This window comes from Streptomyces sp. NPDC001796 (assembly GCF_042892355.1).
In the GTDB taxonomy this organism is placed as follows: domain Bacteria; phylum Actinomycetota; class Actinomycetes; order Streptomycetales; family Streptomycetaceae; genus Streptomyces.
In genome coordinates this window covers 546,842-569,177 of sequence record NZ_JBIAUC010000003.1, presented here as the reverse complement: position 1 = coordinate 569,177, position 22,336 = coordinate 546,842, and the positions used below count along the sequence as shown (strand labels likewise).

The window sequence follows — 22,336 nt, the reverse complement described above, 5'->3', positions numbered from 1 at the left end:
ACCGCTGCAATCCCCGTGACCTGCGTATCCAGCTATCCGACGGCATGGTGACCAGCAATCCGACGGACCCGTCGGGCCGGCAACCACGGGACGGTAAAACCTACGTGCGAATGTTACGGCTTGCTCCGACAGCCGCGCACTCCACGCTCCGGTAACGGAAAGCCGGTCGGCTGCGCTGCAAGTGATGAGGGACGCCGTCACTCTGGGAGGCCGGATGGCGAACGAGGCCATTTTTGGCAATCGTTACCTTTGTTGCGCTATAAAGTCCGCGTAAACCCCTGTGGTTGAGGGAGGGCACGGGAGTACGGTTCCGGCGCTCGGCAGTAGGAGATCAAGTGTGGTCGTAGGGGCGACCGCGACTTACGCCGAAGAAGCCGGAGACAGTCCATGCGTGTGTATTCCGCACGGCGCAGACCGCGCCGCGAGGCGGAGAGCGGTGGCAGGAGAGTACTCGCCGCCGCGGCCGCCGCACTTCTGATAGCGGGGACGGGACCCGTCGCCGCGTTCGGGGCGAGCGCCACGGACTCCAGCCGCCATGACGTGGCGGGCGAGGAGTCCCATGAACTCATGGAGTCCCTCGACGCGTTCAACGAGCCGAGGCTCTCGCCCAGCGGCGAGATCGCGTCGGGCGCCTACGCCGACGCCTGGGCGCACATCAAAAACATGCCCGTCAGGTCCGGCAGTTGGTCCGAGGTCACCACCTCCCCGTACAACGAGGACGCGCTGCACTACCGAGACCAGTCGGCCTCCAACTCCGGTGGCGGCGCGGGGCACTCGGCGGGCCGGATCGCCGCCCTGGCCACCGATCCGACGCACCAGGGCGTGGTCTACGCGGGCGCCGCCGGCGGCGGTGTGTTCCGTTCCAGCGACGACGGGAAGACCTGGGCGCCGATCGCCGACCGGTTGCCCGCCCTGTCCGTGGGCGCCCTCGCGGTCGCACCCGACGGCTCGCTGTGGCTGGCCACCGGCGAGGCGACCACCGCCTCCGACAACTACCTGGGCAGCGGCGTCTACCGGCTCGCGGACCCGGTCACCGGCACCTTCAGCGAGAGCGACAAGGTGGGCGGCACGGAACTGGACTCCGCCTCCATCCACACCCTCACCTTCGACAAGGCCGCCGGGTACGTCTTCGCGGCCTCCTCACACGGCGTCTTCCGGCGCCCGCTGTCGGCCGGCCAGTCCTCCGTCTGGACGAAGGTCCTCGCTCCCTGCGCGGGCGTCGGCATCAGCGGCGTGAGCTGCGGGGTGGACGGCCACTACGCGGACATCGCCAACGACATCGCCGTACAGTCCGGCAGCGACGGAAGGAAGCTGCTGGCCAATGTGGCCTGGCGGAGCGGTGCCGACTACAACGGCTTCTATTACTCCGACGACGCGGGCACCACCTGGAAGCGCGCCAACCCGACCGGTGCGATCAACCCCGCCGAGATCGGCAACGCCGCCTTTGCCTACGCGGCCGACGGCAGCAGGCTGTACGTCTCGATGGAGTCCCCGAAACTCCTCAACAAGTCCTCCGGTTCCGGGGTGTACTCCGTCCTCGCCGGTGTGTACGTCAGCCAGAGCGGCAACGCGAGTGGCCCGTTCCAGCAGATCGCGACCTCCTCGTCGCTGTCCGCGAGCGGCTCCGCGATGAAGGTCAACGAGATCGGCAGTGGCTACCAGCCCGGCTCCCAGGCCTGGTACGACCAGGTCATCGCGGTCGACCCGAGCGACCCGAACCACGTCTACCTGGGCCTTGAGGAGATGTTCGAGTCCCGGAACGGCGGCGCGACCTGGAAGGCGATCGGCCGGTACTGGAACTTCGGTATGCCGTGCTTCTCGTACGAGCCGGCCGCGAACACCTGCGACGGCGACGTGATGCACTCCGACCAGCACGCCCTCGCCTTCTCGCAGTGGAAGGGCAGCACGCCGGAGGTGTTCGTCGGAAACGACGGCGGCGCCTACGCCCGCCCGACCACGCAGACGACCGCCGGATGGCGCAACCTCAACGAGTCCGGCACCCTGCGCGACCTCCAGTACTACTCGGTGCGTGCGGGGCGGATGACCGACGGCAGCGGTGACGCCGTCTGGGGCGGCCTGCAGGACAACGGCGTCTCGCTCCTCGCGCCCAAGGGCGCCACCTACCAGGGGCAGCAGCTCAACCCGGACGGCGAGATGGTCTCCCCGTTCGGCGGTGACGGCGGCGACCAGCTGGTCAATCCCGCCAACGGCTGCCAGACGGTCGGCGAGTACGTCGACCTGGCGCTGCAGATCACGAACAACTGCGGCTACACCGCGAGCGACGACGGCTCCGAGGACGTCATCACCGACATCGCGCCCGGCGACCCCGGCGCCCGCTTCATCGCCCCGTTCAGCGCGGACGAGACCGACCCGAACGGCCTGTGGGTCGCGGGCGGCCAGTACGTGTGGGGCAACACCAAGACGTGGAACAGCACCTCCGGCGCCGACTGGACCAAGCTGTACGACTTGGGCGCCGGCCACTCCGCCTCGGCGGTCGCCAGCCGGGGCCACGTGGCGTGGGCGGCCTGGTGCGGCCCCTGCTCGAAGGTCGACGGCACCTTCGGGCGGGGCATCGCCACGAACTACGGCGGCACCTGGCACCAGGTGAGCCTGCCCACCGCCTTCCCGAACCGCTACATCTCCGGTCTGGCCATCGACCCGTCCGACGCCTCCGGCAAAACGGTCTACGCGGTGATCAACGGCTTCTCGCGGCATTGGAACGAGGGCCCCGGCGCCGGCTACGGCCACGTCTGGAAGACCACCGACGGCGGGACGACCTGGACGGACATCAGCGGCGACCCTGCGGCCACGGACTCCTTCCCGGACGCCCCGGCCAACGCGGCGCTCATCACCAGGAACGGCACCCTTGTGGTCGCCACCGACCTGGGCGTGTTCACCAGCACCTCGGCGGGCCACTGGGCGCGCCTGGGCACGAACCTGCCCACCTCGCCGGCGGTCTACCTCTCGCCGAGCCCGGACGGCAGCCAGGTGTACGTGGCCACGCACGGCCGCGGCATCTGGAGGACACAGACGCCGTAACGCCACACCGGCTGCTTCTGCGCTGTGCCGCGCATTCCCGGACACGGCGCAGAAGCACGGCGCCCGACGGTCACTCTTCGCAGTGCGGAAGCGTCGGCTTCGGGTTCCGGAGTCGGTGGGGCGGCAGGCTACGAGGCTGACGGTCTGCCTGCGTCTGCGGGTGATCCACGGAGCGTGGCCAGACGGCGGTGGTATTCCTCGTCGTCGATCTCGCCGCGTGCGTACCGTTCGGCGAGGATCTGCTCGGGGCCGCTGCCCGGAGGCGTCTTCTGCCAGGTGCCGTGCCATCCGCCGGGAGGGGTGGGGCGGACCAGAGCCCGGAAGAGCAGGACGCCGAGGATGATGAGCAGCGCCCAGAACAGCAGCGTGCCGATCGACATCACGAACCAGCCCCAGCCGTTCATGCCGTGGCCGTACCAGAACATCATTTCCGCCTCACCTTCCCAGGTCCTCCCGGGCACGAGCCCGCGGCGGCAGATCTCTCGAGATCCATCGTCGCTCGCCTCTGGGGGAAAGGGCGACGGGCCGGACGGCCCTGCTCCAGGGCCACCGAGCCCATCTGCCCGTGGAAGATCTGTGCACGACCCTCGCGGCCCACAGTCCCAGCGACGGCCACGACGACCCGGTCATCCTCGCCCGATTTCAGGGCCGACCGGCCCGCATTCCACCCCGGTCAGCCCATGTGATCGCCGGAAAAGTCGCGGATGCTCGAAATGTCGAAAGGCTGGAGGAGAGCACGATGACGGATGGCACACCCAGCCGCCCGCAGATCCACGCCCTGCTCGCGGACCACCGTGTGCATCCGGCCCGTGGAACCGGATGACCACGAGCGATCTGCCCCAGCCGGCGGAGGCCGGCTTCGACCCCGTCCTCGCCGCACCGGGCGCAGTGACCGTGCTCGACGCGCGCGTACGTCTGCTGCCCCGCACGCCCCAGGACCCGTATCTGCGCCGGTTCCGCCGAGGAGGGAACGGACATGAAGCACAACAAGGTCGGCTCCGTGATGACCATGGATGTCGTCCGCGCCGAGTACCGCACTCCGTTCAAGGAGGTCGCGCGGCTCCTCGCGGACCGCCGGATCAGCGGACTGCCCGTCGTGGACGACGACGACAAGGTCCTCGGCGTCATCTCCGAAACGGATCTGGTGACCAGGCAGTCGGAAGCTTCCGACAGGGACAAGCCCAGGCGTCGCTTCCGGTTCGTCGCACCCAGAGCGCACCGGCAGGCCGCCAAGTCCAGTGCCTTCACCGCCGGTCAGCTCATGACCGCACCGCCCGTCACCGTTCACGCCGAGGAGACCATCGCCGAAGCCGCGCGCACCATGGCGCACCACCACGTGGAGCGGCTGCCCGTACTGGACGAGGAGGACCGGCTCGTCGGGATCGTCACCCGCCGGGACCTGCTTCAGGTCTTCCTGCGTCCCGACGCCGAGATCCGCGACGAGGTGATCGAGGAAGTTCTCGTCCGCACACTGCGGCTGCCACCCATGACCATCGACGTCTTCGTGGTCGAAGGCGTGGTCACACTCACCGGACAGTTGGAACGCAAGAGCGAGACGGAGATCGCCGTCTCCATGACCCGGCAGACCGACGGAGTGGTCACGGTCATCGACCAGCTCACCTACCGGTTCGACGACTCCCGCCTGTCGTCCGGCGGGCGGTCACCGCACAGTTCGCCCACGACCGGACGCGCGACCTCTGAGAGAAGGTGACGGGCTGTGGCCGCACAGACGTCGCCGAACGCGGCGGGAGGCAACCCGACCGGTGACCTCGGACGCCGAATCGCCAAGCGGCGCGAGGAACTCCGCTTGACCCGGGAGGAGACGGCCGATCGGGCCGGAATGGCTGCCGGCTACCTCCGGTACCTCGAGGAGCAGCCCACCGCCGCACCGAGTGCGGCCTCCCTCCTACGGTTGGCCGGAGCACTCGAGACCACCGTCCGGGACCTCTCCGGCGGCGACGTCGATCTGCCGCCCGGCCTCGGACAGGCAGGCCGGCACCCGAGGTTCACGGAACTGACCGCGCAGGAGTGCCGGGAGCTGCTCTCGACGCACGGCGTGGGAAGACTCGCGGTGACCACCGCCTCGGGACCGGTGGTCGTCCCTGTGAACTACAGCGTCGTGGAGGGCACGCTCGTCTTCAGGACGCAGCCGCACGCGGTACCTGTGCAGGCGTCGGGTTCTCAGGTGGCCTTCGAGATCGATCACATCGACGGAGCCTTGAGCCAGGGGTGGAGCGTCCTGGTGCGCGGACACGCCCGAGGCGTGACGGACCCCGACGCCGTACGGCGGCTGGAGGAACAGGCGTACAGCGCACCCTGGGCAGGCGGGCAACGGGAGCTGTGGATCCGCATCGAACCTCTCAGCATCACCGGGCGCCGGATCACCGTGTGAGGACAGCGACGATCCGCGACTCATGTGCGATTGCGGTCGGGCAGTTCACGATCAGCGGACCGTTCCAGCTGGGAAGCGGTGACCGGCCGAGTGCCGCGGTGGAGGACCCGGCCGATTCCGGAGTGCGCAGAGCGCGGTCAGCGCCACCGGTCGAGGGCCTGCTGGAAGGCGGTGCCATGGCGGGCTTCGTCCGCGGCGGTGTCGCGGACGAAGCGGACGGCGGTGGTGTCACCGACGGCGGCGGCCTGGGCGGCGAACCCCGGGTACAGGTTGGTGGCCTCGTCGTGCTCCCCGGTGATGGCCTTGCGCAGGTTCTCCTTGGTGCTGCGCACGAGGCCGGCCGGCACCGCTTCGGCTGCCGCCATGCCGCGCCTGTGTGACGGTGAAGACGGAGCCCACCCCCTCCATGGCTCCGCGGTACGACGTCGACACCGCACTCGTCCTCCTTCGCCGGTGTGGACCGCCGCAGCTCGAGGCTCCGGCGCGAGGCCGGCGCCAGTGCGCACACCGCCGAACGCATCAAGGAACCGCTGGTGGGAGGAGCGCCGCAGCGACGGCCTGGACTTGGCAGTACGAGGGTTACGAGCCCGCCGAGGAGCGCCTGCGGGAGTCCCTGTGCACGCTGGGCAACGGTTACTTCGCCACCCGTGGGACGCTTCCCGAGTGCGCCGCGGACGACGTGCACTACCCGGGCACGTATGCCGCCGGCTGCTACAACAGGCTCGTCTCACACGTGGCGGGCCGCCGGGTCGAGAACGAGGACCTGGTCAATCTTCCCAACTGGCTGCCGCTGCGCTACCGCCTCACCGGGCAGCAGTGGCTCACGCCGGACACGGGCACCGTGCTCGACCACCGCCAGGTCCTTCACCTGTCCACGGGCCTGCTGGAGCGCCGCACCCGGCGACCTAGGTCCGTGCCCATGGGTCTCACCTCTTTCGCGGCCTTCTCGTCGGCCACGCCGGATGCCGTCGTTCACCTCCACGCTGCGCGACTTCGGGGTGGCGCGCCAGGGGGATGCGGCGAACGGGAGGACCGGAGAAGGTGGGCGTCGAAACGAGCCGAACGAGGGCCCGGCCTCAGATCTCGTCGAGCGGGCCCGGAGGGGGACGCCCGCGCGGCACCGGAAGCACCTTCGCCGTCACCAGCCAGCGGCGACCGGGGCGTCGGGTCGGGGCACTGAACGGCGACCGCTACCCGTCGGCCAAAGTCCCTTCACCGGGCGCGACGCCCCGTCCACCGTGGTTCCACGATCTCCCACTCCCGATCCCACTGCTCGAAGCGGCGGCGATCGAGGCGGACGCGGACGCCTTTCCACGCGCCGCCCACTACCAGGACAGCACCCGCCGCGGCAGCGAAGCCCATTTCGACGCCGGCGAGCGCTGCCGAGTCCGACGTGGGAGGCGGCGTGGTGACGTGGCCGTGGGCATCCAGCCACACGGTCGCCGTGTCTCCTTTCCGCTGCCATGCCCCCACCGGTACCGGAGCGGCGTGGGTCCCGCGGGCATCGCTCCAGCGGACCGACGCATGAGAGCTGAGGGTCCCGTCCGTGCCGTCGCCGCCGTCCTGGGCATCGGACAGCAGCCGTGCCGTGACCGGGTGTCGTTCAGCCATCTGCACTTGCCGGAGCTGGCTGTCATGGTTGTAGGTCGTGCTTCCGGCGACCCACGCCGCCATCGGCACGGCCACGGCGAGCACAGCCATCACCAGGACCCGGAGCCTGCGCTCGAAGCGGTCCGACGGTCGTTCGAGGGGATTTCGCCGACAGTCCACTGCCCTGGCATGCCGCCCCCGCCCCGGCTGATGCGGAGGCCGGTGTCCCCGAAGATGCGGTGTCCGCATGGCGTGACCTCCTCGCAACAGTGGTTTGCGCCTCGTGCCCACCGTGGCGTGGTACGGACCCGACCGGACCGGTAAGGGCCCTGCAACCCGTTTGAGCGCCGCCCCGGTAGACCCATTTTTCTCTTCAGGAACGGTGAGGAACGACGGCGACGGGGCAGTCCGCGTGGTGCAGTACGGCGTGGGCGACCCGGCCCAGTTGCAGACAGAGGTGGTGGCCGGTCCGCCGCTGCGCGCCGACGACCAGAAGGTCCGCGTCCGCCGCGGCGTCCAGCAACACCTCGTGCGCAGGTCCCTGCACCGTGCGGGGGTGCACCTGAACACGGGGATGCTCCCGTTCGGTCTCACGCAGCGCCTCGGTGAGGGCGATGGCGGCCCTTTCCTCGTGCGCGGTGCCTGCGTCGTCGACGATGAGGGGGCTGTCCCGGTGTTCATGGGCCGGACGGCGCCAGGCGCGGACGGCGTGAAGGGCGCAGCCGCGTGCTTGGGCTTCACGGAAGGCGAAGTCGACGGCGGCCTCGTTCTCGGGCGAGTCCCCGACACCGACCACCACCCGTCCGAGGCGGCCGTCCCGGTTCCGCTCGGGACCACGGACCACGACGACCGGGCTCACGGCGGCGCGCCGCCACCGCCAGGCTCACCGAACCCAGCAGCAGCCCGGCGATCTCACCCCGGCCCCGGCATCCGACCACCACGGCGAACGCCTCCTGGCTCGCCTGGACCAGCGCGTGCGCGGCCTCGTCGGGCAGCACCTCGGCCGACACCTTCACCTCCGGATCGCGGCGCTCGACACGCTCCGCGCAGGACGCGGCGATGTGTTCCGCCATGAGCTCGTCGGAGGGACGCTCGGTGCTGAAGGACGGCCGGCTGCCCTCGTAGCGCTCCCAGAGGGAGGCATACAGCAGCCGCAGCGACAGTCCGTGGCGCGCCGCCTCGTCCGCAGCCCAGTCCACCGCTCGAAGACTGGATTCCGAACCGTCGGCGCCGACAACCAGGGGCAGCTCCATCGTCCCCACCGCCTTCCCGTCGCAGCTCACTGTGAGGACCCCCTGTCACCACCGTCGCACCGTCCGGTGAGGCCCGCGACAGGCGCGATGGCCCTGCGACGAGGACCTTCGGCCGGGTTCCGACGGGTCGCTCCCCTGGGACGCCCGAGGTACAGGGCCGAGGCTGCGACGCGCCGGCGTCTTCCGGCGAAGCGCCGTGCGCCCTTTTGCCGCGCCCGACCGCGGCGCCCTCATGTTGGGCGAACGCACCTCGACACCCGGAACTATGGTGTCCCACCACATACGCCTCTGACCTGCATCTTCCTACCGTGTGCCAGCACGTACCCGTCCCCACCGCACACGAGGAAGTGGCGCACATGGCCTCCGGAACCACCGCTCCCCCACCCCCGGCGAAGCTCCCCCGTATCGTCGCCGCCAGCCTCATCGGCACCACCATCGAGTGGTACGACTTCTTCCTCTACGGATCCGCCGCCGCGCTCGTCTTCAACAAGCTCTTCTTCCCCGACTCCGACCCGCTGGTCGGCACGCTCCTGTCGTTCCTGACCTACGCGGTCGGTTTCGCCGCCCGGCCGCTCGGGGCCCTGGTGTTCGGGCACTACGGCGACCGGCTCGGGCGCAAGAAGCTGCTGGTGCTGAGTCTGCTGCTGATGGGCGGGGCGACCTTCGCCATCGGGCTGCTGCCCACCCACGCCACCGTCGGGAGCGCCGCGCCCGTGCTGCTCACCACGCTGCGTCTGGTGCAGGGCTTCGCGCTCGGCGGCGAGTGGGGCGGCGCCGTTCTGCTCGTGTCGGAGCACGGCGACGCGCGGCGCCGAGGCTTCTGGGCCTCCTGGCCGCAGACCGGCGCGCCGGCCGGGCAGTTGCTCGCCACAGGTGTGCTCTCGTTGCTGACCGCTGTGCTCTCGGACGACGCGTTCGGCTCCTGGGGCTGGCGCATTCCGTTCCTCCTGTCCGGAGTGCTGGTGATCGTCGGTTTGTGGATTCGTCTCTCCGTCGACGAATCGCCCGTGTTCCAGCAGGCGTTGGCGCAGGCCGAGGCCCGTAAGGCGGCCTCCGACGGCGGTCCGGAGAAGTTGCCGCTGGTGTCCGTGCTGCGTCACCACTGGCGGGACATACTGGTCGCGATGGGCGCCCGCATGGCGGAGAACATCAGCTACTACGTGATCACCGCCTTCATCCTCGTCTACGCCACCACGTCGGCCGGCGTCTCGAAGCAGACGGCCCTCAACGCCGTCCTCATCGGCTCCGCCGTGCACTTCGCCGTCATCCCGGCCTGGGGCGCGCTGTCGGACCGGATCGGCCGCCGGCCCGTGTATCTGCTGGGCGCGGCCGGGGTCGGCCTGTGGATGTTCCCGTTCTTCTCGCTCATCGACACCGGCGGCTTCGGGAACCTGATCATTGCCGTGACCGTCGGCCTCGTGCTGCACGGGGCGATGTACGCGCCTCAGGCGGCCTTCTTCTCCGAGATGTTCGCGACCCGCATGCGCTACTCGGGCGCGTCCATCGGCGCCCAGTTCGCCTCGGTGGCGGCGGGCGCTCCGGCCCCGCTCATCGCGACCGCGCTGCTGTCGGACTACGGCGGTTCGACGCCGATCGCCCTGTACGTGATCGCCGCCGCCGTTCTGACCCTGATCGCCGTCGGTGTCGCCAAGGAGACACGCGATCGCGACCTTGCCCGGGTGGAGTCCGCGGACGCCGAAGTCTCGGGGGCGCGGGCCGCCGACGCGCGGACCGTCTGAGTCCGAGTCTTCCCGGCCGGCCCCGTGCGTTCACGCGTGCGGGGCCGGTGCGCGTCGTGCCGGCGGCGTGCCGAGTGAGCCCCTCAGTGTCCGGGCCGGGACGACAACCGGTGCAGCCGAAGCGCCAGTTGTATCTCCAGGGCGCGGGCCGGGCTCTGCCAGTCGTCGCCGAGGAGCCGGCCCACCCGCTCCAGGCGCTGCGCCACCGTGTTCACATGGACGTGCAGTTCGTCCTTGGTGCGGGCCGGGCTCATCCCGCAGGCGAAGTACGCGTCGAGGGTGTGGACGAGGTCCGTGCCGCGCCGTTCGTCGTAGGCGACGACCTCGCCGATCGTGCGTTCGACATAGGCGGCGATGTCCCGGTCCCCGGCTAGCAGGAGTCCCAGGAACCCGAAGTCCTCGGCGGCGGCCCCGTCTCCGGCACGGCCCAGCAGGCGAAGGGCGTCGAGGCAACGCTGTCCCTCCGCGTATGCGGCGGCCACGGCGTCGGGGTGGCCGGCGAGGTCCTCGACGGGGGCGGAGGCGCCGACGGTGACCGGTTCGTGGACCGCGGTGCCGAGGTGCCGGGCGGTGCGGCGGGCCAGGTCCGTCGCCGTGTCGCCCGCCTCGAGCGGCAGCAGCAGCACCGTACCGCCGTCGCGGGCGGCGGCGAGTCCACGCCGTGTGGCCGCCAGATGGGACGCCGCGGACCACAGGCGGCGGCGCGCGGCCGCTTCCTGGTCGGCGTCGGCGGCGGCGCCGTCCAGGCGGGCGGCGAGCACCACATGGGTGGCGTCGAGGTCCGCGTGCAGACGGGCGGCGCGCTCGCGCAGCACGCGCGGATCGCGGTCGCGGGCATCGAGCAGGTCGTCCAACAGCTCGCCGCGGACACGCTGTTCGGCCTCGACGGCCGAGCGGCGGGCGAGCAGCAGCAGGGAGGTGACCATCGCGGCGCGCTCCAGGGTGCGCTGGTCGACGGGGTCGAGCCCCGGATGGCCGCGCAGCACCAGCGCGCCGAGCAGTTCACCGCCGGCGGTCACGGCGGCGATCCAGTCGTCCTCGTGCCGTACGGCGTGGCCCTCGGCACGGGATGCCTCCAGGGGCGCGGCGGGCGCGCCGTCCGCCTCGGTGAACTCGACCGTGCCGTCAAGGACCTGGGACACCGCCGCCGCCACGTCGTGGACGCCGCCGCCGCGCAGGACGAGTTCGGCGAGCCGGTCGTGGACGTCGGAGGCGCGCTCGATGACGGCGCTGCGGTCGCGGATGATCTCGTTGGCACGGGCGAGCCGGTCCAGGGCCGACCGTGTCTCGGTGAGGAGGTTGGCGGTGTCGATGGCGGCGGCGGCCAGCGCCGCGAACGAACCGAGGAGCGCGATCTCCTCCCGCTCGAAGACCCTGGCCCGCCGGTCGGCGGCGAACAGCACTCCGATGACCTGTGCGCCGATCATCAGCGGCACGCCGAGGATCGCCACGAGCCCCTCGTCACGCACGCCCGTGTCGATCGTCCGGGTGTGCTGGAAGCGGTCGTCCTCGAAGTAGTCGGGCGTCACATAGGGGCGGGCGGTCTGGGCGACGAGCCCGCCGAGCCCCTCCCCCATGCCGAGCCTGAGCTGCTGGAAGCGGGCGGCGACCGACCCCTCGGTGACCCTCATATAGGTGTCGCCGGCGGCCTCGTCGTGCAGGGTGAGATAGGCGACGTCGGTGCTCAGCAGGGAGCGGGCGCGCTGGACGATCGCCTGCAGGACGGCGTCGAGATCGCGCAGCCCGGCCAGGTCGTGGGCGGTCTCGAAGAGCGCGGACAGCTCCGCCTCGCGGCGGCGTCTGCCTTCCATCTCGGCGCGCACGTGCAGCGCGAGCCGCTTGGCCTGCTCGAGCGCGCGGATGCGCTCGGACGGCAGGCCCTCAGCGCGGGCGAGCAGCACCGGTTGCTCGTAGGCGTCGGCCGACGCGCCCCGGGCCAGGAGCTCCAGGAAGGGCGCCTCGGCGCCGGTGCCGGGGCGCTGCGCGGACTGTACGTGATCGCGAGACATGCCCCCAGAATGGCCCACGACCGGCCCGGACCCACCGGGCCTGTGGACAACTTCCGACATGTCCCTGCTCAGTGGGCGGTCCAGCCGCCGTCAAGGACCAGCGAGGTGCCGGTGATGAAGGACGCCTGTGGGCTGCACAGATAGGCCACCGCCTCGGCGACCTCCTCCGGTTCGATCAGCCGTTTGACGGCGCTGTCCTGCAGCAGCACCTCGGACAGCACGCGCTCCTCGGGAATCCCGTGCGCCCGCGCCTGGTCGGCAAGCTGCTTCTCCACCAGGGGGGTTCGCACGTACGCCGGGTTCACACAGTTCGATGTGACGCCGTGCGGGGCGCCTTCCAGGGCGGCGGTCTTCGAGAGCCCTTCCAGCCCGTGCTTGGCGGAGACGTACGCCGCCTTGTACGGGGAGGCGCGCAGCCCGTGGACCGACGAGATGTTGACGATACGGCCCCAGCCCTGCCCGTACATATGGGGCAGCGCTCCGCGGATGAGCCGGAACGGGGCCTCCAGCATCACCGTCAGGACGGTGTGGAACACGTCGGGCGGGAAGTCCTCGAGCGGCCGGACCAGTTGGATCCCGGCGTTGTTGACGAGGATGTCGGTGCCGGCGGCGGCGTGTTCGCCGGCGTCCAGGTCGGTGAGGTCCAGGACGTGTGGTTCGACGGTGCCCGCGAGGTCGCGGGCCACGCCGGCGAGGGCGTCGAGGCCGGCGGCGTCCCGGTCGACCGCTCTCACCTTGGCCCCGGCGGCGGCCAGCCGCAGCGCGCAGGCGCGGCCGATTCCGCCGGCGGCGCCGGTGACGAGGGCGGTGCGTCCGCCGAGATCGACTGAAGTGGTGTGGGGGTGGGGCGCGGTCATGTGCCGACCCTAAGCAGTGCCGGTACCCCACCCCATATGGTCACCACCCATACTTCACAGTGGATTGGTGGGGTCGAACCATGTGGGTGCCTCCGACAGGGCCTGCTTGATCCGCAGCAGGCCGTACTCGTTGAGCTCCGGCAGAGAGTCCACCGGGAACCAGCCGACCTCCAGCGACTCGTCGTCGTTCACGCGCGCCTCGCCCCCGACGGCCCGGCAGCGGAACGTGATGTCCATGTACTGGCAGGTGTCGCCGTTGGCGTAGGTCACCGGAGCCAGGGCCTGCACGAGAACCACGCGTTCGGCGACGCAGCGCACGGCCGTCTCCTCGTAGACCTCGCGTATGGCGCAGGCCGCGGGCTGCTCCCCCGGCTCCGGGATGCCGCCGATCGCAGACCACCGGCCGGTGTCTGCCCGGCGCCCCAGCAGCACTCTGCCGTCGTCGTCGAAGACGACGGCGGTGACGCCGGGGAGCCAGAGCAGCTGATGACCGGCGGAGGCCCGGATGGTCCGGATGAAGTCGGGAGTAGCCATGGGCCGACCCTAGCGGGTCGGTTCCGCCACTCCCGCGTCTTCGGGACGGACGGCCCGGACGTGACGGTCGCGGCGGTCCCGTGCCGCCGACGCCGCCGCCCATCCGAGGCCGCCGGCCGCCACGAGCACCAGGATCATCTCGGGGAGGGTGCCGAGCCGGGTGGCGGGGGTCGTGTAGGAGCGCAGCGGCACCTTCTGGACGAGCGAGTCGGCGACGAACATGCCCGTGCGCTGGGTGATCCTCCCGTCGGGCATGATGATGGCGCTGACGCCGCTGGTCACCGGGACGGTGACGGTGCGGCTGTGCTCCACCGCCCGCACCCGGGACATGGCGAGCTGCTGGTAGGTCATCTCGCTGCGGTCGAAGGTCGCGTTGTTGCTGGGCACCGATATCAGCTGGGCGCCGTCGGTGACGGTCGAGCGCACCGTCCAGTCGAAGGCCGCCTCGTAGCAGGTGACCAGCCCCACCTTGGCGCCCGCCATGGTGAACACTCCGGGCTTGTGTCCGCGGCTGAAGTCCTGGCGGACCATCGCCGTCCAGTCGGGGTTGACGGCGTTCAGCAACGAGCGCAGCGGAAGGTACTCGCCGAACGGCTGCACCTGCCGCTTGTCGTAGGTGTCGACGGGGCCCTTGGCCGGGTCCCACAGGATCTGCTCGTTGTAGAGCCTGCCGCCCCGCTCGACGACGCCGCCGACCGAGATGGGCACTCCGATCGCCTTGGCGGCGCGGTCGATCACTGCGGCGGCGTCGGGGTTGGCGAAGGGGTCGACGTCGGAGGAGTTCTCGGGCCACAGCACGAAGTCCGGCCGCGCGACCTTGCCCGCCTCGACCTCGGCGGCCAGACGCTCGGTCTCCCGCGCGTGGTAGTCCAGGACGGCGCGCCGCTGGGCGTTGAACTCGAGTCCGGAGCGCGGCACGTTGCCCTGGATGACGGCCACGGTCGCGGTCCCGTCCTCCGCCTTGTCGCTGACCAGGGAGCGCGCGGCGACGGCGCCCACCACGGGAGCGGCGACGCTGATCAGCGCCGCGACGGCCGCCCCGCGCCGCAGCGCGTTTCCGGTGCGCCGCCAGTCCAGGACGAGCCGCACGATCTCGTAGAGCCCGAAGCCGCACAGGACGACCGCGAAGCCGAGCACCGGGGTACCGCCGACCGCAGCGAGCGGCAGGAAGACACCGTCCGCCTGACCGAAGGCGATCTTTCCCCAGGGGAAGCCGCCGAACGGCACGCGCGCGCGTGCCGCCTCTCCGGCGGTCCACACGGCCGCCGCCCACACCGGCCAGGCGGGCAGCCGGGAGACCAGCGCGATGCCCGCGCCGACCAGCGCGATGAAGATCGCTTCCACCGCGACGAGTGCGAGCCACGGTCCGGAGCCGACCTCGACACCGGTCCACACGAGCAGCGGCAGCAGAAAGCCGAGGCCGAACAGATAGCCGAGACCGAGACTCGCCTTCCAGGTATGGCCACGCAGGGCCCAGCCGAAGACGGCGAACGCCGGAAGGGCCAGCCACCACAGTGTCCGGGGCGGAAAACTGACGTAGAGCAGCACGCCGGACAGCGGCGCGGCGGCGGCCGGAACGACACGCCGCACCCGGCGTACGCCATGGGCGGGTGCTGGTGCGGCCGCGGGCTCGAGCTGTTCCGGCTCGCCCACGGATGTTGCGGTGACGGTCACCCGGGGAGTCTACGGCGCGCCACCACGGCGCGGACAGCGCGGCCGGTGCCTGCACCATGGTCGGTCCCGCCCCTTGCCCGGACATGGGTCCGCACCCTGCTGCATCGTTTCTGCACAACCCGTCCACAAACCGGCGCATCACCCGATACGGTGTGCCGGAGCTCTGCACCACGGCCGGACGGGGCGGCCGGGACGGTCGGGTCCGTCAAGGCAGGGGGCGGCAGTGGGATCCACGGGAACGAAGTCCGAGGCCAGGGCCGCGGACACGGAGGACGAGAGACGGAACGCCTCGGACACGGCGGGCGTCCTGGTGCTGGGCGCGTGCGCCGTGTGGTCGCTGATCACGGCCGCCGCCCACGGCGGCAGGCCCGAGGGCGTCCTGCTCGCGGTGCTCGCGGTCACCGCGGGATACGCGTCCGGACGTATCTTCGGGGCGCTGCTCCCGGTCGCGGCACCCGTCACGGGCGCCTTGGCCGGTGTCGGAATCACCGTGGCCGCCCCGCACGTCGCGGTGGGCCCGCAGTTCGCCGTGCCGCTCGGGCACACCGGCGGGACCGCAGCGCTGCTGGCGCTCTCCTCGGGGGCGGCGTGCTGCGCCGCCTGGGCCGCCCGGGCCCCCGCGGCACGGCTGGTGCTGCGCCTGTCGGCCGCCGGGATCGCGGTGGTCGCGGCGGCGATCGGTTCCACGACCGGGCTCGTGGCCTGCACCGGGGTGCTGCTGTGCTCGCTCGCCGCCGACCGGACCCGGCACCGCGCCCCGGCACTCGCCGCTCTCGGGCTCGCGGCGGCCCTGGTGACCGGCCTCACCTGGGGGATCACCCAGGACGTCCTGCCCGACGGGCTCAGGGCGTTCCTGACCGACCAGCTCAGCCGGCACCGGGTACTGCTCTGGCACGACGCCCTGGCGCTGGTGCACCAGGACCCCGCGCTGGGCGTGGGCCCCGGACGCTTCGGGGATCTGAGCGTCACGGCCGCGCAGTCCCTCCTGCCCGACGGCAAACCGCACTCCGCGCCCTTTCAGCAGGCCGCAGAAGAGGGGCTGCTCGGCGCGGCCCTGCTCGCGGCGGTCTTCTGCTGGGTTCTGTACGCGCTGTGGCGCACCCGGCGCCCCACTCCGCTCGCACTCACGGCGGGCGCCGCACTGACGGCGCTAGCAGTGATCGCGTCGCTCGGCGACGCGCTGAGCTTCACGTCGGTGACGGCGGGAGCGGGACTCCTGGCCGGGATCGCCACCGCGCGTCCACTGGTGGACGAGGAGCCACCGCACCGATGAAGAGGAGGCCGGCCACTGATACCGCCCGCCGACGCAGAGGTAGCCGAGCCGGTACGTCGAGTAACACGAGTAAGAGTCGAGTAATACGAGTAAGAGGGGAGAGGGAAGGCGGCAGTCAGTGCGTGGCGCCGGGAAGCGTCGGATGCAGTCGGGCGCGGATGACCCGTACCGCCGTCTCGGCGTTGTCCACGGTGATCGTGAAGGTGTGACCGTCCCACAGACGCAGTACGAGACCCTCACCGCGCCGTACGACGACGGCGGTGCCCTTCTCCGGTCGCCACCGGTAGCCCCAGCCTCCCCACTGGCGTGGTGTGACGCGGGGCACGAATTCGGCACCGGCGACGTGGGCGAGGGGGATGCGGCGGCGCGGCACACCGATGTGGCCGCACCGCACCTCGAGGCATTCCTTGTCGACCTTGACGGCGACGTGCACGAACGCGAGCGTGCCGAAGAGAACCAGCAGGCCGGCCGCGATACAGCCCACGACCGACATCACGAGCGGCGCGACGCCGGACGTCCAGGCGGAGTCGACTGCCAGTTCGATACCGAGCGCCATGCAGGCCGCACCCACGAGTGCCGCCAGCCACTGCGCCCGATTGGTCGCCCGCCCGGTCCAGATGTCGGGGTGCGGGGCTTCGTCGCCGTGGGGGTGGTCCCTCATGCCACGAGAGTACCCATGTTCCGTAACGGGGGCACCGCATCGTGCGGCGTCACCGGTTCGGGCCAAGAGCCGGTCGCCCCGCCCGCGTCGCTCACCGCGCGGGGCTGACCGCCTGCAGGAACCTGCCCTCGGGATACGCCAGCGCCTCGGCCGGCAGTACGCCCTCCCGACCGCTCAACAGGACCGTCAGACCGCCCTCGGCGGGAGCCTCCGGCACCGGGACCTCACCGATGCGGCGCAGCGCCTGCGCGGCCACCGCCCCGGCGCTTCCGTGCAGGATGAGCGGCACCGCGCCGGGTTTCTGCACGGCTTCGCGGATGCGGTCGGCGACCAGTTCATAGTTGGTGCAGCCGAGCACGACGGTCGTGACATCGTCCGGGGTGAGCGCCGCGGCGGCGGCGATCGCGGCCTCGGTCGCCGGGTCGTCCGCGTGGTGCACGGCGTCCGCGAGTCCGGGGCACGGCACCTCGGTGACCGTCACGCCGTCCGCGAACTCTTCGATGAGCCCCCGCTGGTAGGGGCTGCCCGTGGTCGCGGGCGTGGCCCAGATCGCGACGGGTCCGCCCCCCGCGGCGGCCGGCTTGATCGCCGGGACCGTGCCGATGATCGGCAGGTCCGGTTCGAAACGGGCGCGCATCTCCGGCAGCGAGTGCACGGACGCGGTGTTGCAGGCGACGATCAGGACATCGGGACCGTGGGCGGCGGCGGCCTCCGCGACGGCCAGTGCCCGCTCCGTGATGTCCTCCGGTGTGCGCGGCCCCCACGGCATCCCGTCGGGGTCCCAGGAGAGGACGAGGTCCGCGTCCGGCCGCAGACGGCGTACCGCGGCGGCGGCCGGCAGCAGTCCGATTCCGGAGTCCATGAGCGCGATCTTCACCCGGCAACCATAGACGATGCGCCCAACGGACCCCGTGGTGGGGCAGACTGCCACGGGTGAGTGCCGTTGTCTGGATCGCCGTCGCGTCACTGGCAGCCTGGTTGTGGCTGCTGCTCGGCCAGGGCTTCTTCTGGCGTACGGATGTGCGGTTGCCGCCGCGCCGGGACCCCGAGGAGTGGCCGTCCGTCTGTGTGGTCGTACCGGCTCGGGACGAGGCCGCCGTACTCCCGCACAGTCTCCCCTCGTTGCTCGCGCAGGACTATCCCGGGCGCGCCGAGGTCTTCCTGATCGATGACGGAAGTTCCGACGGCACCGGGGAGCTGGCCCGCGAGCTGGCGGAGCGGCACGGCGGGCTGCCGCTCACCGTCGGCTCCCCCGGCGAGCCTCCTCCGGGCTGGACGGGCAAGCTGTGGGCCGTACGCCACGGAATCGGACTGGCACGCGCGCGTGCGCCCGAGTATCTGCTGTTGACGGACGCCGACATCGCCCACGCGCCCGACAGCCTGCGGGAGTTGGTGGCGGCCGCGCGCACCGGCGGCTTCGACCTCGTCTCCCAGATGGCGCGGCTGCGGGTGGAGAGCGTGTGGGAGAGGCTCGTCGTGCCCGCCTTCGTGTACTTCTTCTCGCAGCTGTACCCCTTCCGCCGGATCGCGGTGAAGGGGTCGCGGACGGCGGCCGCGGCGGGCGGGTGCGTGCTGCTGCGGGCCGACGCCGCCGAGCGGGCGCGGATTCCGGACGCCGTCCGGCAGGCCGTCATCGACGACGTGGCGCTCGCTCGCGCGGTCAAGCGGAGCGGCGGCCACATCTGGTTGGGGCTTGCCGACCGGGTCGACAGCGTGCGCCCGTACCCGCGGCTGCACGACCTGTGGCGGATGGTCTCGCGCAGTGCCTACGCCCAGCTCAGACACAGTCCGCTGCTGCTCGTCGGTACGGTGCTCGGACTTTCGATCGTCTACCTGGTGCCGTCCGTCGCGCTGGTCGCCGGGATCGTCACCGGCGATGTGGCGGCCCTGGTGGTGGGCGGGCTCGCGAAGGCGGTGATGACGGCGACGTACGTGCCCATGCTGCGCTACTACCGTCAGCCGCTGTGGCTCGCTCCGCTGCTGACGGTCACCGCTTTCCTGTACCTGCTGATGACGGTCGATTCGGCGGTGCAGCACTACCGGGGGCGCGGCGCGGCATGGAAGGGTCGCACATATGCACGCCCGGACGCGGTGCTGGACGAGCAGTGAGCGGGCCGGAGGCGATCGCACGCGATCCGGTCATTTCCTGCCGGGCGTCCAGTTCATGCCCCACCCGTAGGCCCGGTCGACGGTGCGCTGCGGGCTGACCCCGCGCTCCGGGACGAGATAGCGGGCCTCGCGCTGGACGACCAGGTCGCCGCCGGTGTTCGTGATGAGGGCGAGCGCGCACACGGTGGAGGGCACCGTGCAGTCGTCCAGGAAGAACTCGACGGGGGCGCCGTGCTGCGGCTGGAGCGTGACCGTGGCGTGCAGGTCGGCGAAGGACCGGGCGCCTGCGTAGATGGTCACGAAGACGAGGATGCGCCGGAAGCGGTCCTTGTGGTCCAGGTTGACGGTGAGGTTCTCGCCCGCGTCCAGGGCTCCGGTGCGGTCGTCGCCGTCGAGGTGGATGTACGGCGGCCGGTGCAGCGAGCCGAAGGCGTTGCCGAGCGCCTGGACTACGCCCTTGCGGCCGTCGGACAGCTCGTACAGGGCGCACAGGTCCAGGTCGAGGTCCGCGTGACGGGGTACCGCCCGGCCCTGTTCCCGGCCCCCTCCGGAGTACTGCCCGCGCACCTGCCAGTTGAGGTTGACGCGCATCGCTCCGGAGGAGCCGCCCTGTTTGGCCAGCGAGACGGTGGGGGCCTGCTTGGTGAGCGTGACCTTGGTGAGGCGTACCGGGGCGGGGGGTGCCGCCGGCGGGGCGGGCGGCGGAGGCGGGGGCGCGGCGCGCTGCGGCTCGTCCACGGTGATCCCGTAGTCCGTGGCCAGGCCCTCGAGTCCGCTGCTGTAGCCCTGGCCGACGGCGCGGAACTTCCAGGCGCCCTGGCGGCGGTAGAACTCTCCCAGCACGAACGCCGTCTCGACGGTGGCGGCGGGGTCGAAGCGCGCGACCTCAGTGCCCTGCCGGGCGTCGAGCACCCGGATGTACAGGCCTGGCACCTGGCCGAAGGTGCCGCCGTCGGCCGAGGCGGCGAGCACCACCGTCTCGACCTCGGGTTCCACGCGCGTGAGGTCGACGAGGAGGGTGTCCGTCACCTGGCCGCCCAGGTCCCGTTTGCCCTCGTGGCGCACCGCGCCGGAGGGATGCGCGGGCTGGTTGTAGAAGACGAAGTCTCCGTCCGTACGGACCCTGCCGGAGACCAGAAGCAGCGCCGAGGCGTCCGCGTCGGGCACGCCCGGTCCGGAACGCCGGCCCAGTTCGACGCGCAGCGCCGTGGTCGGCACCTGAAGGTTGGACCCCTTCGCCATCGACATGTCCGCCCCCATCCACCTGTAGCCACGCCGGGACCGGGGCCCGGGCAGCGCCGCGCATCCGTGCCTCGCATCCGTGGGGCCAACCTATTCCCCCCGGGGCCCGAACTCCCGCGACCCGCCCCGCAAGACCGCGGAGCAACCGCCGGTAACCCACTCGGAACTCGGCCTTTACACGATCCAGAACCGGCTTGCTGCCCCTTTTTGTCAAGTTCGCTCGCATTGGGGATCCCGCGTCACCCCGGACACGGAAAACAACCCTCTTATCGGTCTCCCCAACCAGCACATCGTGGGCTTAACTTATGTCCCATGACCTCCCCCCGCTCCACCTATGGCGGCGGTTACTACTCCGCGTCGCCCTTCCCGGACACTCCGATCTACGACAAGCTCGTCGCCGAGCGGGGCACCCCGCAGATCGCTCCGATCCGGGTCCCCTCCGCTTACGAGACGCCGGGCAGCAGCCTGCCCGCACTGCCGTCGGCGCTTCCCGCGCTGCCGTCCGGGCCCTCCCACCAGGCCCCGGCGTACGGCTACCCCCAGACACCGCAGCCCGCACCGTTGCAGCAGGCCCCGACCGCGTACATCCCGCAGCAGGCGGGGCCCCGCGGCTACCCGGCCCCGCAGCAGATGCAGCAGATGCAGCAGATGCAGCAGATGCAGCAGATGCAGCAGCCGCGCCCGATGGCCTCGGGCTACGAGTCGATGCGTCCCGCGGCGCAGCGCCCGGCCCCGGCGCCCTACCAGGACCCGTACACCAACGGGCAGCAGTACCGCGGGTACTGATCCGCGAACCGGATGAGGCCGTCGATGCCGGTGGCACGATGGCCTCATGCCGAATTCAGCGCTGCACTCGATTCACGTCCACCCGGTCAAGGCACTGCGGGGCCAGGCGCCCCACGAGGCCGTGGTGGAGCCATGGGGGCTGGCCGGGGACCGGCGCTGGGCACTGGTCGACGACACCGGCAGGGTCGTCACCCAGCGCGAGCGCCCGACTCTGGCGTTGGCGGCCGCCGAGCCGCTGCCCGGGGGCGGTGTCCGGGTGTCCGCGGAAGCCCTTGAGCCGCTGACCGTCGCCGTGCCCGATCCCGTCGGCACGACGACCGCGAAGTGGGCGGGAGAGAAGATCGAGACGGTCCCCGCAGGCCCTGAGGCGAGCGAGTGGTTCAGCGCCTTCCTGGGCGAGCGTGTGACCCTCGTCCACCTCGACGACCCGGCCACCCGCCGCCCGATCGACGACCCGCCGTACGGGCGTCCTGGCGAGACCGTGAGCCTGGCGGACGCCTACCCGCTGCTGCTCGCCTCGGTGGCCTCCCTGGATGCTCTCAATTCCCTGATCGCGCAGGGCGATCACGCCGACGAGGGCCCGCTGCCCATGAACCGGTTCCGGCCGAACCTCGTCGTGGCCGGAACCGAACCCTGGGCCGAGGACGACTGGACACGGATCTCCATCGGCGAGGTCGCGTTCCGGGTCACCAAGATGTGCGGGCGCTGTGTCGTGACCACCACGGATCAGAGCACCGCCGAGCGGGGCAAGGAGCCGCTGCGCACGCTCGCCCGCCACCGCCGCTTCGGCGGCCAACTCGCCTTCGGGCAGAACCTCGTACCGGAGACGACCGGCGTGGTCCGCATCGGCGACCCGGTCACGATCCTCGCGTAGGGCGGTCGGCCGGCCGCACCGGCCGTTTCCCCGGCCGGGCCGAATCGTCTCCGGCCGTTTCCCTGACCGGGCCGAGCCGTCTCCGGCTGCCCGCGCCGTCGTGCGGGCAGGATCCCTCCGAACCCGGGGCGGGAAAGGCCACGATGCCGCGCGCGGGTGGGAACCCGGGCGAGGGCCGCGGTCGTTGAGTCCGCGTGAGAAGTTCGTGAGAGGCGTGCGGGGCGGGAGAGAGGTGATTTCCCTCTCTCTTCCCCGGCCTCGAGAGTGAACGGCCGGGTGCGGGGGTTATCACGGACGCGGAAGG

At 71.5% G+C, this 22,336-nt stretch carries 18 protein-coding genes and 2 pseudogenes; 9 read left to right on the top strand and 11 right to left on the bottom strand.

The genetic code is table 11. The features are described from left to right. The first annotated feature begins 387 nt into the window (after positions 1-387). Positions 388-3,039 carry a WD40/YVTN/BNR-like repeat-containing protein gene (locus ACFYZE_RS09355; RefSeq protein WP_388990467.1) on the top strand — a complete coding sequence of 884 codons (2,652 nt, stop codon included), beginning with the start codon at positions 388-390 and terminating at the stop codon, positions 3,037-3,039. 128 nt (positions 3,040-3,167) lie between these two features. Here the strand turns inward: ACFYZE_RS09355 and ACFYZE_RS09350 are convergent, their stop codons facing one another. Then, a complete protein-coding gene (locus tag ACFYZE_RS09350) occupies positions 3,168-3,467 on the bottom strand; it encodes an SHOCT domain-containing protein (RefSeq protein ID WP_388990465.1) in 300 nt (99 codons plus the stop codon). A gap of 548 nt (positions 3,468-4,015) precedes the next feature. Here ACFYZE_RS09350 and ACFYZE_RS09345 point away from each other — a divergent pair. Together ACFYZE_RS09345 and ACFYZE_RS09340 are read left to right on the top strand one after the other, a co-directional pair. Beyond that, positions 4,016-4,750 (top strand): CBS domain-containing protein, encoded by a 735-nt coding sequence (locus tag ACFYZE_RS09345; RefSeq protein WP_388990463.1) that lies wholly within the window; start codon positions 4,016-4,018, stop codon positions 4,748-4,750. A gap of 6 nt (positions 4,751-4,756) precedes the next feature. Continuing rightward, positions 4,757-5,431 (top strand): helix-turn-helix domain-containing protein, encoded by a 675-nt coding sequence (locus tag ACFYZE_RS09340; protein ID WP_388990461.1) that lies wholly within the window; start codon positions 4,757-4,759, stop codon positions 5,429-5,431. A gap of 137 nt (positions 5,432-5,568) precedes the next feature. On the opposite strand, the gene ACFYZE_RS09335 is transcribed toward ACFYZE_RS09340, so the two are convergent. Next, the gene (locus ACFYZE_RS09335; RefSeq protein ID WP_388990459.1) at positions 5,569-5,796 is read right to left on the bottom strand and encodes a ferritin family protein; all 228 of its coding nucleotides are present in this window, start codon (positions 5,794-5,796) and stop codon (positions 5,569-5,571) included. A gap of 236 nt (positions 5,797-6,032) precedes the next feature. Here ACFYZE_RS09335 and ACFYZE_RS09330 point away from each other — a divergent pair. Beyond that, positions 6,033-6,332, top strand: a pseudogene (locus ACFYZE_RS09330) (glycoside hydrolase family 65 protein); the annotation flags it as partial. A gap of 311 nt (positions 6,333-6,643) precedes the next feature. On the opposite strand, the gene ACFYZE_RS09325 reads toward ACFYZE_RS09330, so the two are convergent. Both ACFYZE_RS09325 and ACFYZE_RS09320 read right to left on the bottom strand, forming a co-directional pair. Then, complete coding sequence (locus ACFYZE_RS09325; RefSeq protein WP_388990458.1) at positions 6,644-7,132, bottom strand: hypothetical protein; 489 nt, start codon at positions 7,130-7,132, stop codon at positions 6,644-6,646. Between the two features lie 262 nt (positions 7,133-7,394). Next, positions 7,395-8,274: pseudogene (locus ACFYZE_RS09320) on the bottom strand (universal stress protein). 356 nt (positions 8,275-8,630) lie between these two features. Between ACFYZE_RS09320 and ACFYZE_RS09315 the strand changes: the two are divergent. Next, positions 8,631-10,013 (top strand): MFS transporter, encoded by a 1,383-nt coding sequence (locus ACFYZE_RS09315; protein ID WP_388990456.1) that lies wholly within the window; start codon positions 8,631-8,633, stop codon positions 10,011-10,013. Positions 10,014-10,096: 83 nt separating this feature from the next. Here ACFYZE_RS09315 and ACFYZE_RS09310 read toward each other — a convergent pair whose 3' ends face one another. The 4 genes from ACFYZE_RS09310 to lnt form a co-directional block, all read right to left on the bottom strand. Then, a complete protein-coding gene (locus ACFYZE_RS09310; protein ID WP_388990454.1) occupies positions 10,097-12,022 on the bottom strand; it encodes a helix-turn-helix domain-containing protein in 1,926 nt (641 codons plus the stop codon). A 68-nt stretch (positions 12,023-12,090) separates the two neighbouring features. Continuing rightward, positions 12,091-12,879 carry a 3-hydroxybutyrate dehydrogenase gene (locus ACFYZE_RS09305; RefSeq protein WP_388990452.1) on the bottom strand — a complete coding sequence of 263 codons (789 nt, stop codon included), beginning with the start codon at positions 12,877-12,879 and terminating at the stop codon, positions 12,091-12,093. 54 nt (positions 12,880-12,933) lie between these two features. Then, complete coding sequence (locus ACFYZE_RS09300; RefSeq protein WP_388990450.1) at positions 12,934-13,413, bottom strand: NUDIX domain-containing protein; 480 nt, start codon at positions 13,411-13,413, stop codon at positions 12,934-12,936. A 9-nt stretch (positions 13,414-13,422) separates the two neighbouring features. Beyond that, positions 13,423-15,087: an apolipoprotein N-acyltransferase gene (lnt, locus tag ACFYZE_RS09295; protein WP_388990448.1), complete on the bottom strand. Its 1,665-nt coding sequence runs from the start codon at positions 15,085-15,087 to the stop codon at positions 13,423-13,425. A gap of 223 nt (positions 15,088-15,310) precedes the next feature. On the opposite strand from lnt, the gene ACFYZE_RS09290 reads away from it, so the two are divergent. After that, the gene (locus tag ACFYZE_RS09290; protein WP_388990446.1) at positions 15,311-16,360 is read left to right on the top strand and encodes an O-antigen ligase family protein; all 1,050 of its coding nucleotides are present in this window, start codon (positions 15,311-15,313) and stop codon (positions 16,358-16,360) included. A 115-nt stretch (positions 16,361-16,475) separates the two neighbouring features. Here ACFYZE_RS09290 and ACFYZE_RS09285 read toward each other — a convergent pair whose 3' ends face one another. Both ACFYZE_RS09285 and ACFYZE_RS09280 read right to left on the bottom strand, forming a co-directional pair. Then, positions 16,476-17,021 (bottom strand): hypothetical protein, encoded by a 546-nt coding sequence (locus ACFYZE_RS09285; RefSeq protein ID WP_388990444.1) that lies wholly within the window; start codon positions 17,019-17,021, stop codon positions 16,476-16,478. A 91-nt stretch (positions 17,022-17,112) separates the two neighbouring features. Beyond that, entirely contained in the window at positions 17,113-17,898 is a 786-nt protein-coding gene (locus ACFYZE_RS09280; RefSeq protein ID WP_388990442.1) for a glutamate racemase, read from the bottom strand. A 56-nt stretch (positions 17,899-17,954) separates the two neighbouring features. Here ACFYZE_RS09280 and ACFYZE_RS09275 point away from each other — a divergent pair, with 56 nt between their 5' ends. Next, the gene (locus ACFYZE_RS09275) at positions 17,955-19,130 is read left to right on the top strand and encodes a glycosyltransferase (protein WP_388990440.1); all 1,176 of its coding nucleotides are present in this window, start codon (positions 17,955-17,957) and stop codon (positions 19,128-19,130) included. 30 nt (positions 19,131-19,160) lie between these two features. Here ACFYZE_RS09275 and ACFYZE_RS09270 read toward each other — a convergent pair whose 3' ends face one another. Further along, entirely contained in the window at positions 19,161-20,378 is a 1,218-nt protein-coding gene (locus ACFYZE_RS09270) for a TerD family protein (protein WP_388990438.1), read from the bottom strand. 306 nt (positions 20,379-20,684) lie between these two features. Between ACFYZE_RS09270 and ACFYZE_RS09265 the strand changes: the two genes are divergently transcribed. After that, on the top strand, positions 20,685-21,158 hold the full coding sequence (locus tag ACFYZE_RS09265) for a DUF6643 family protein (protein ID WP_388990436.1): 474 nt from the start codon (positions 20,685-20,687) through the stop codon (positions 21,156-21,158). A gap of 46 nt (positions 21,159-21,204) precedes the next feature. Beyond that, positions 21,205-22,032 carry an MOSC domain-containing protein gene (locus ACFYZE_RS09260; protein ID WP_388990434.1) on the top strand — a complete coding sequence of 276 codons (828 nt, stop codon included), beginning with the start codon at positions 21,205-21,207 and terminating at the stop codon, positions 22,030-22,032. Positions 22,033-22,336: the final 304 nt, after the last annotated feature.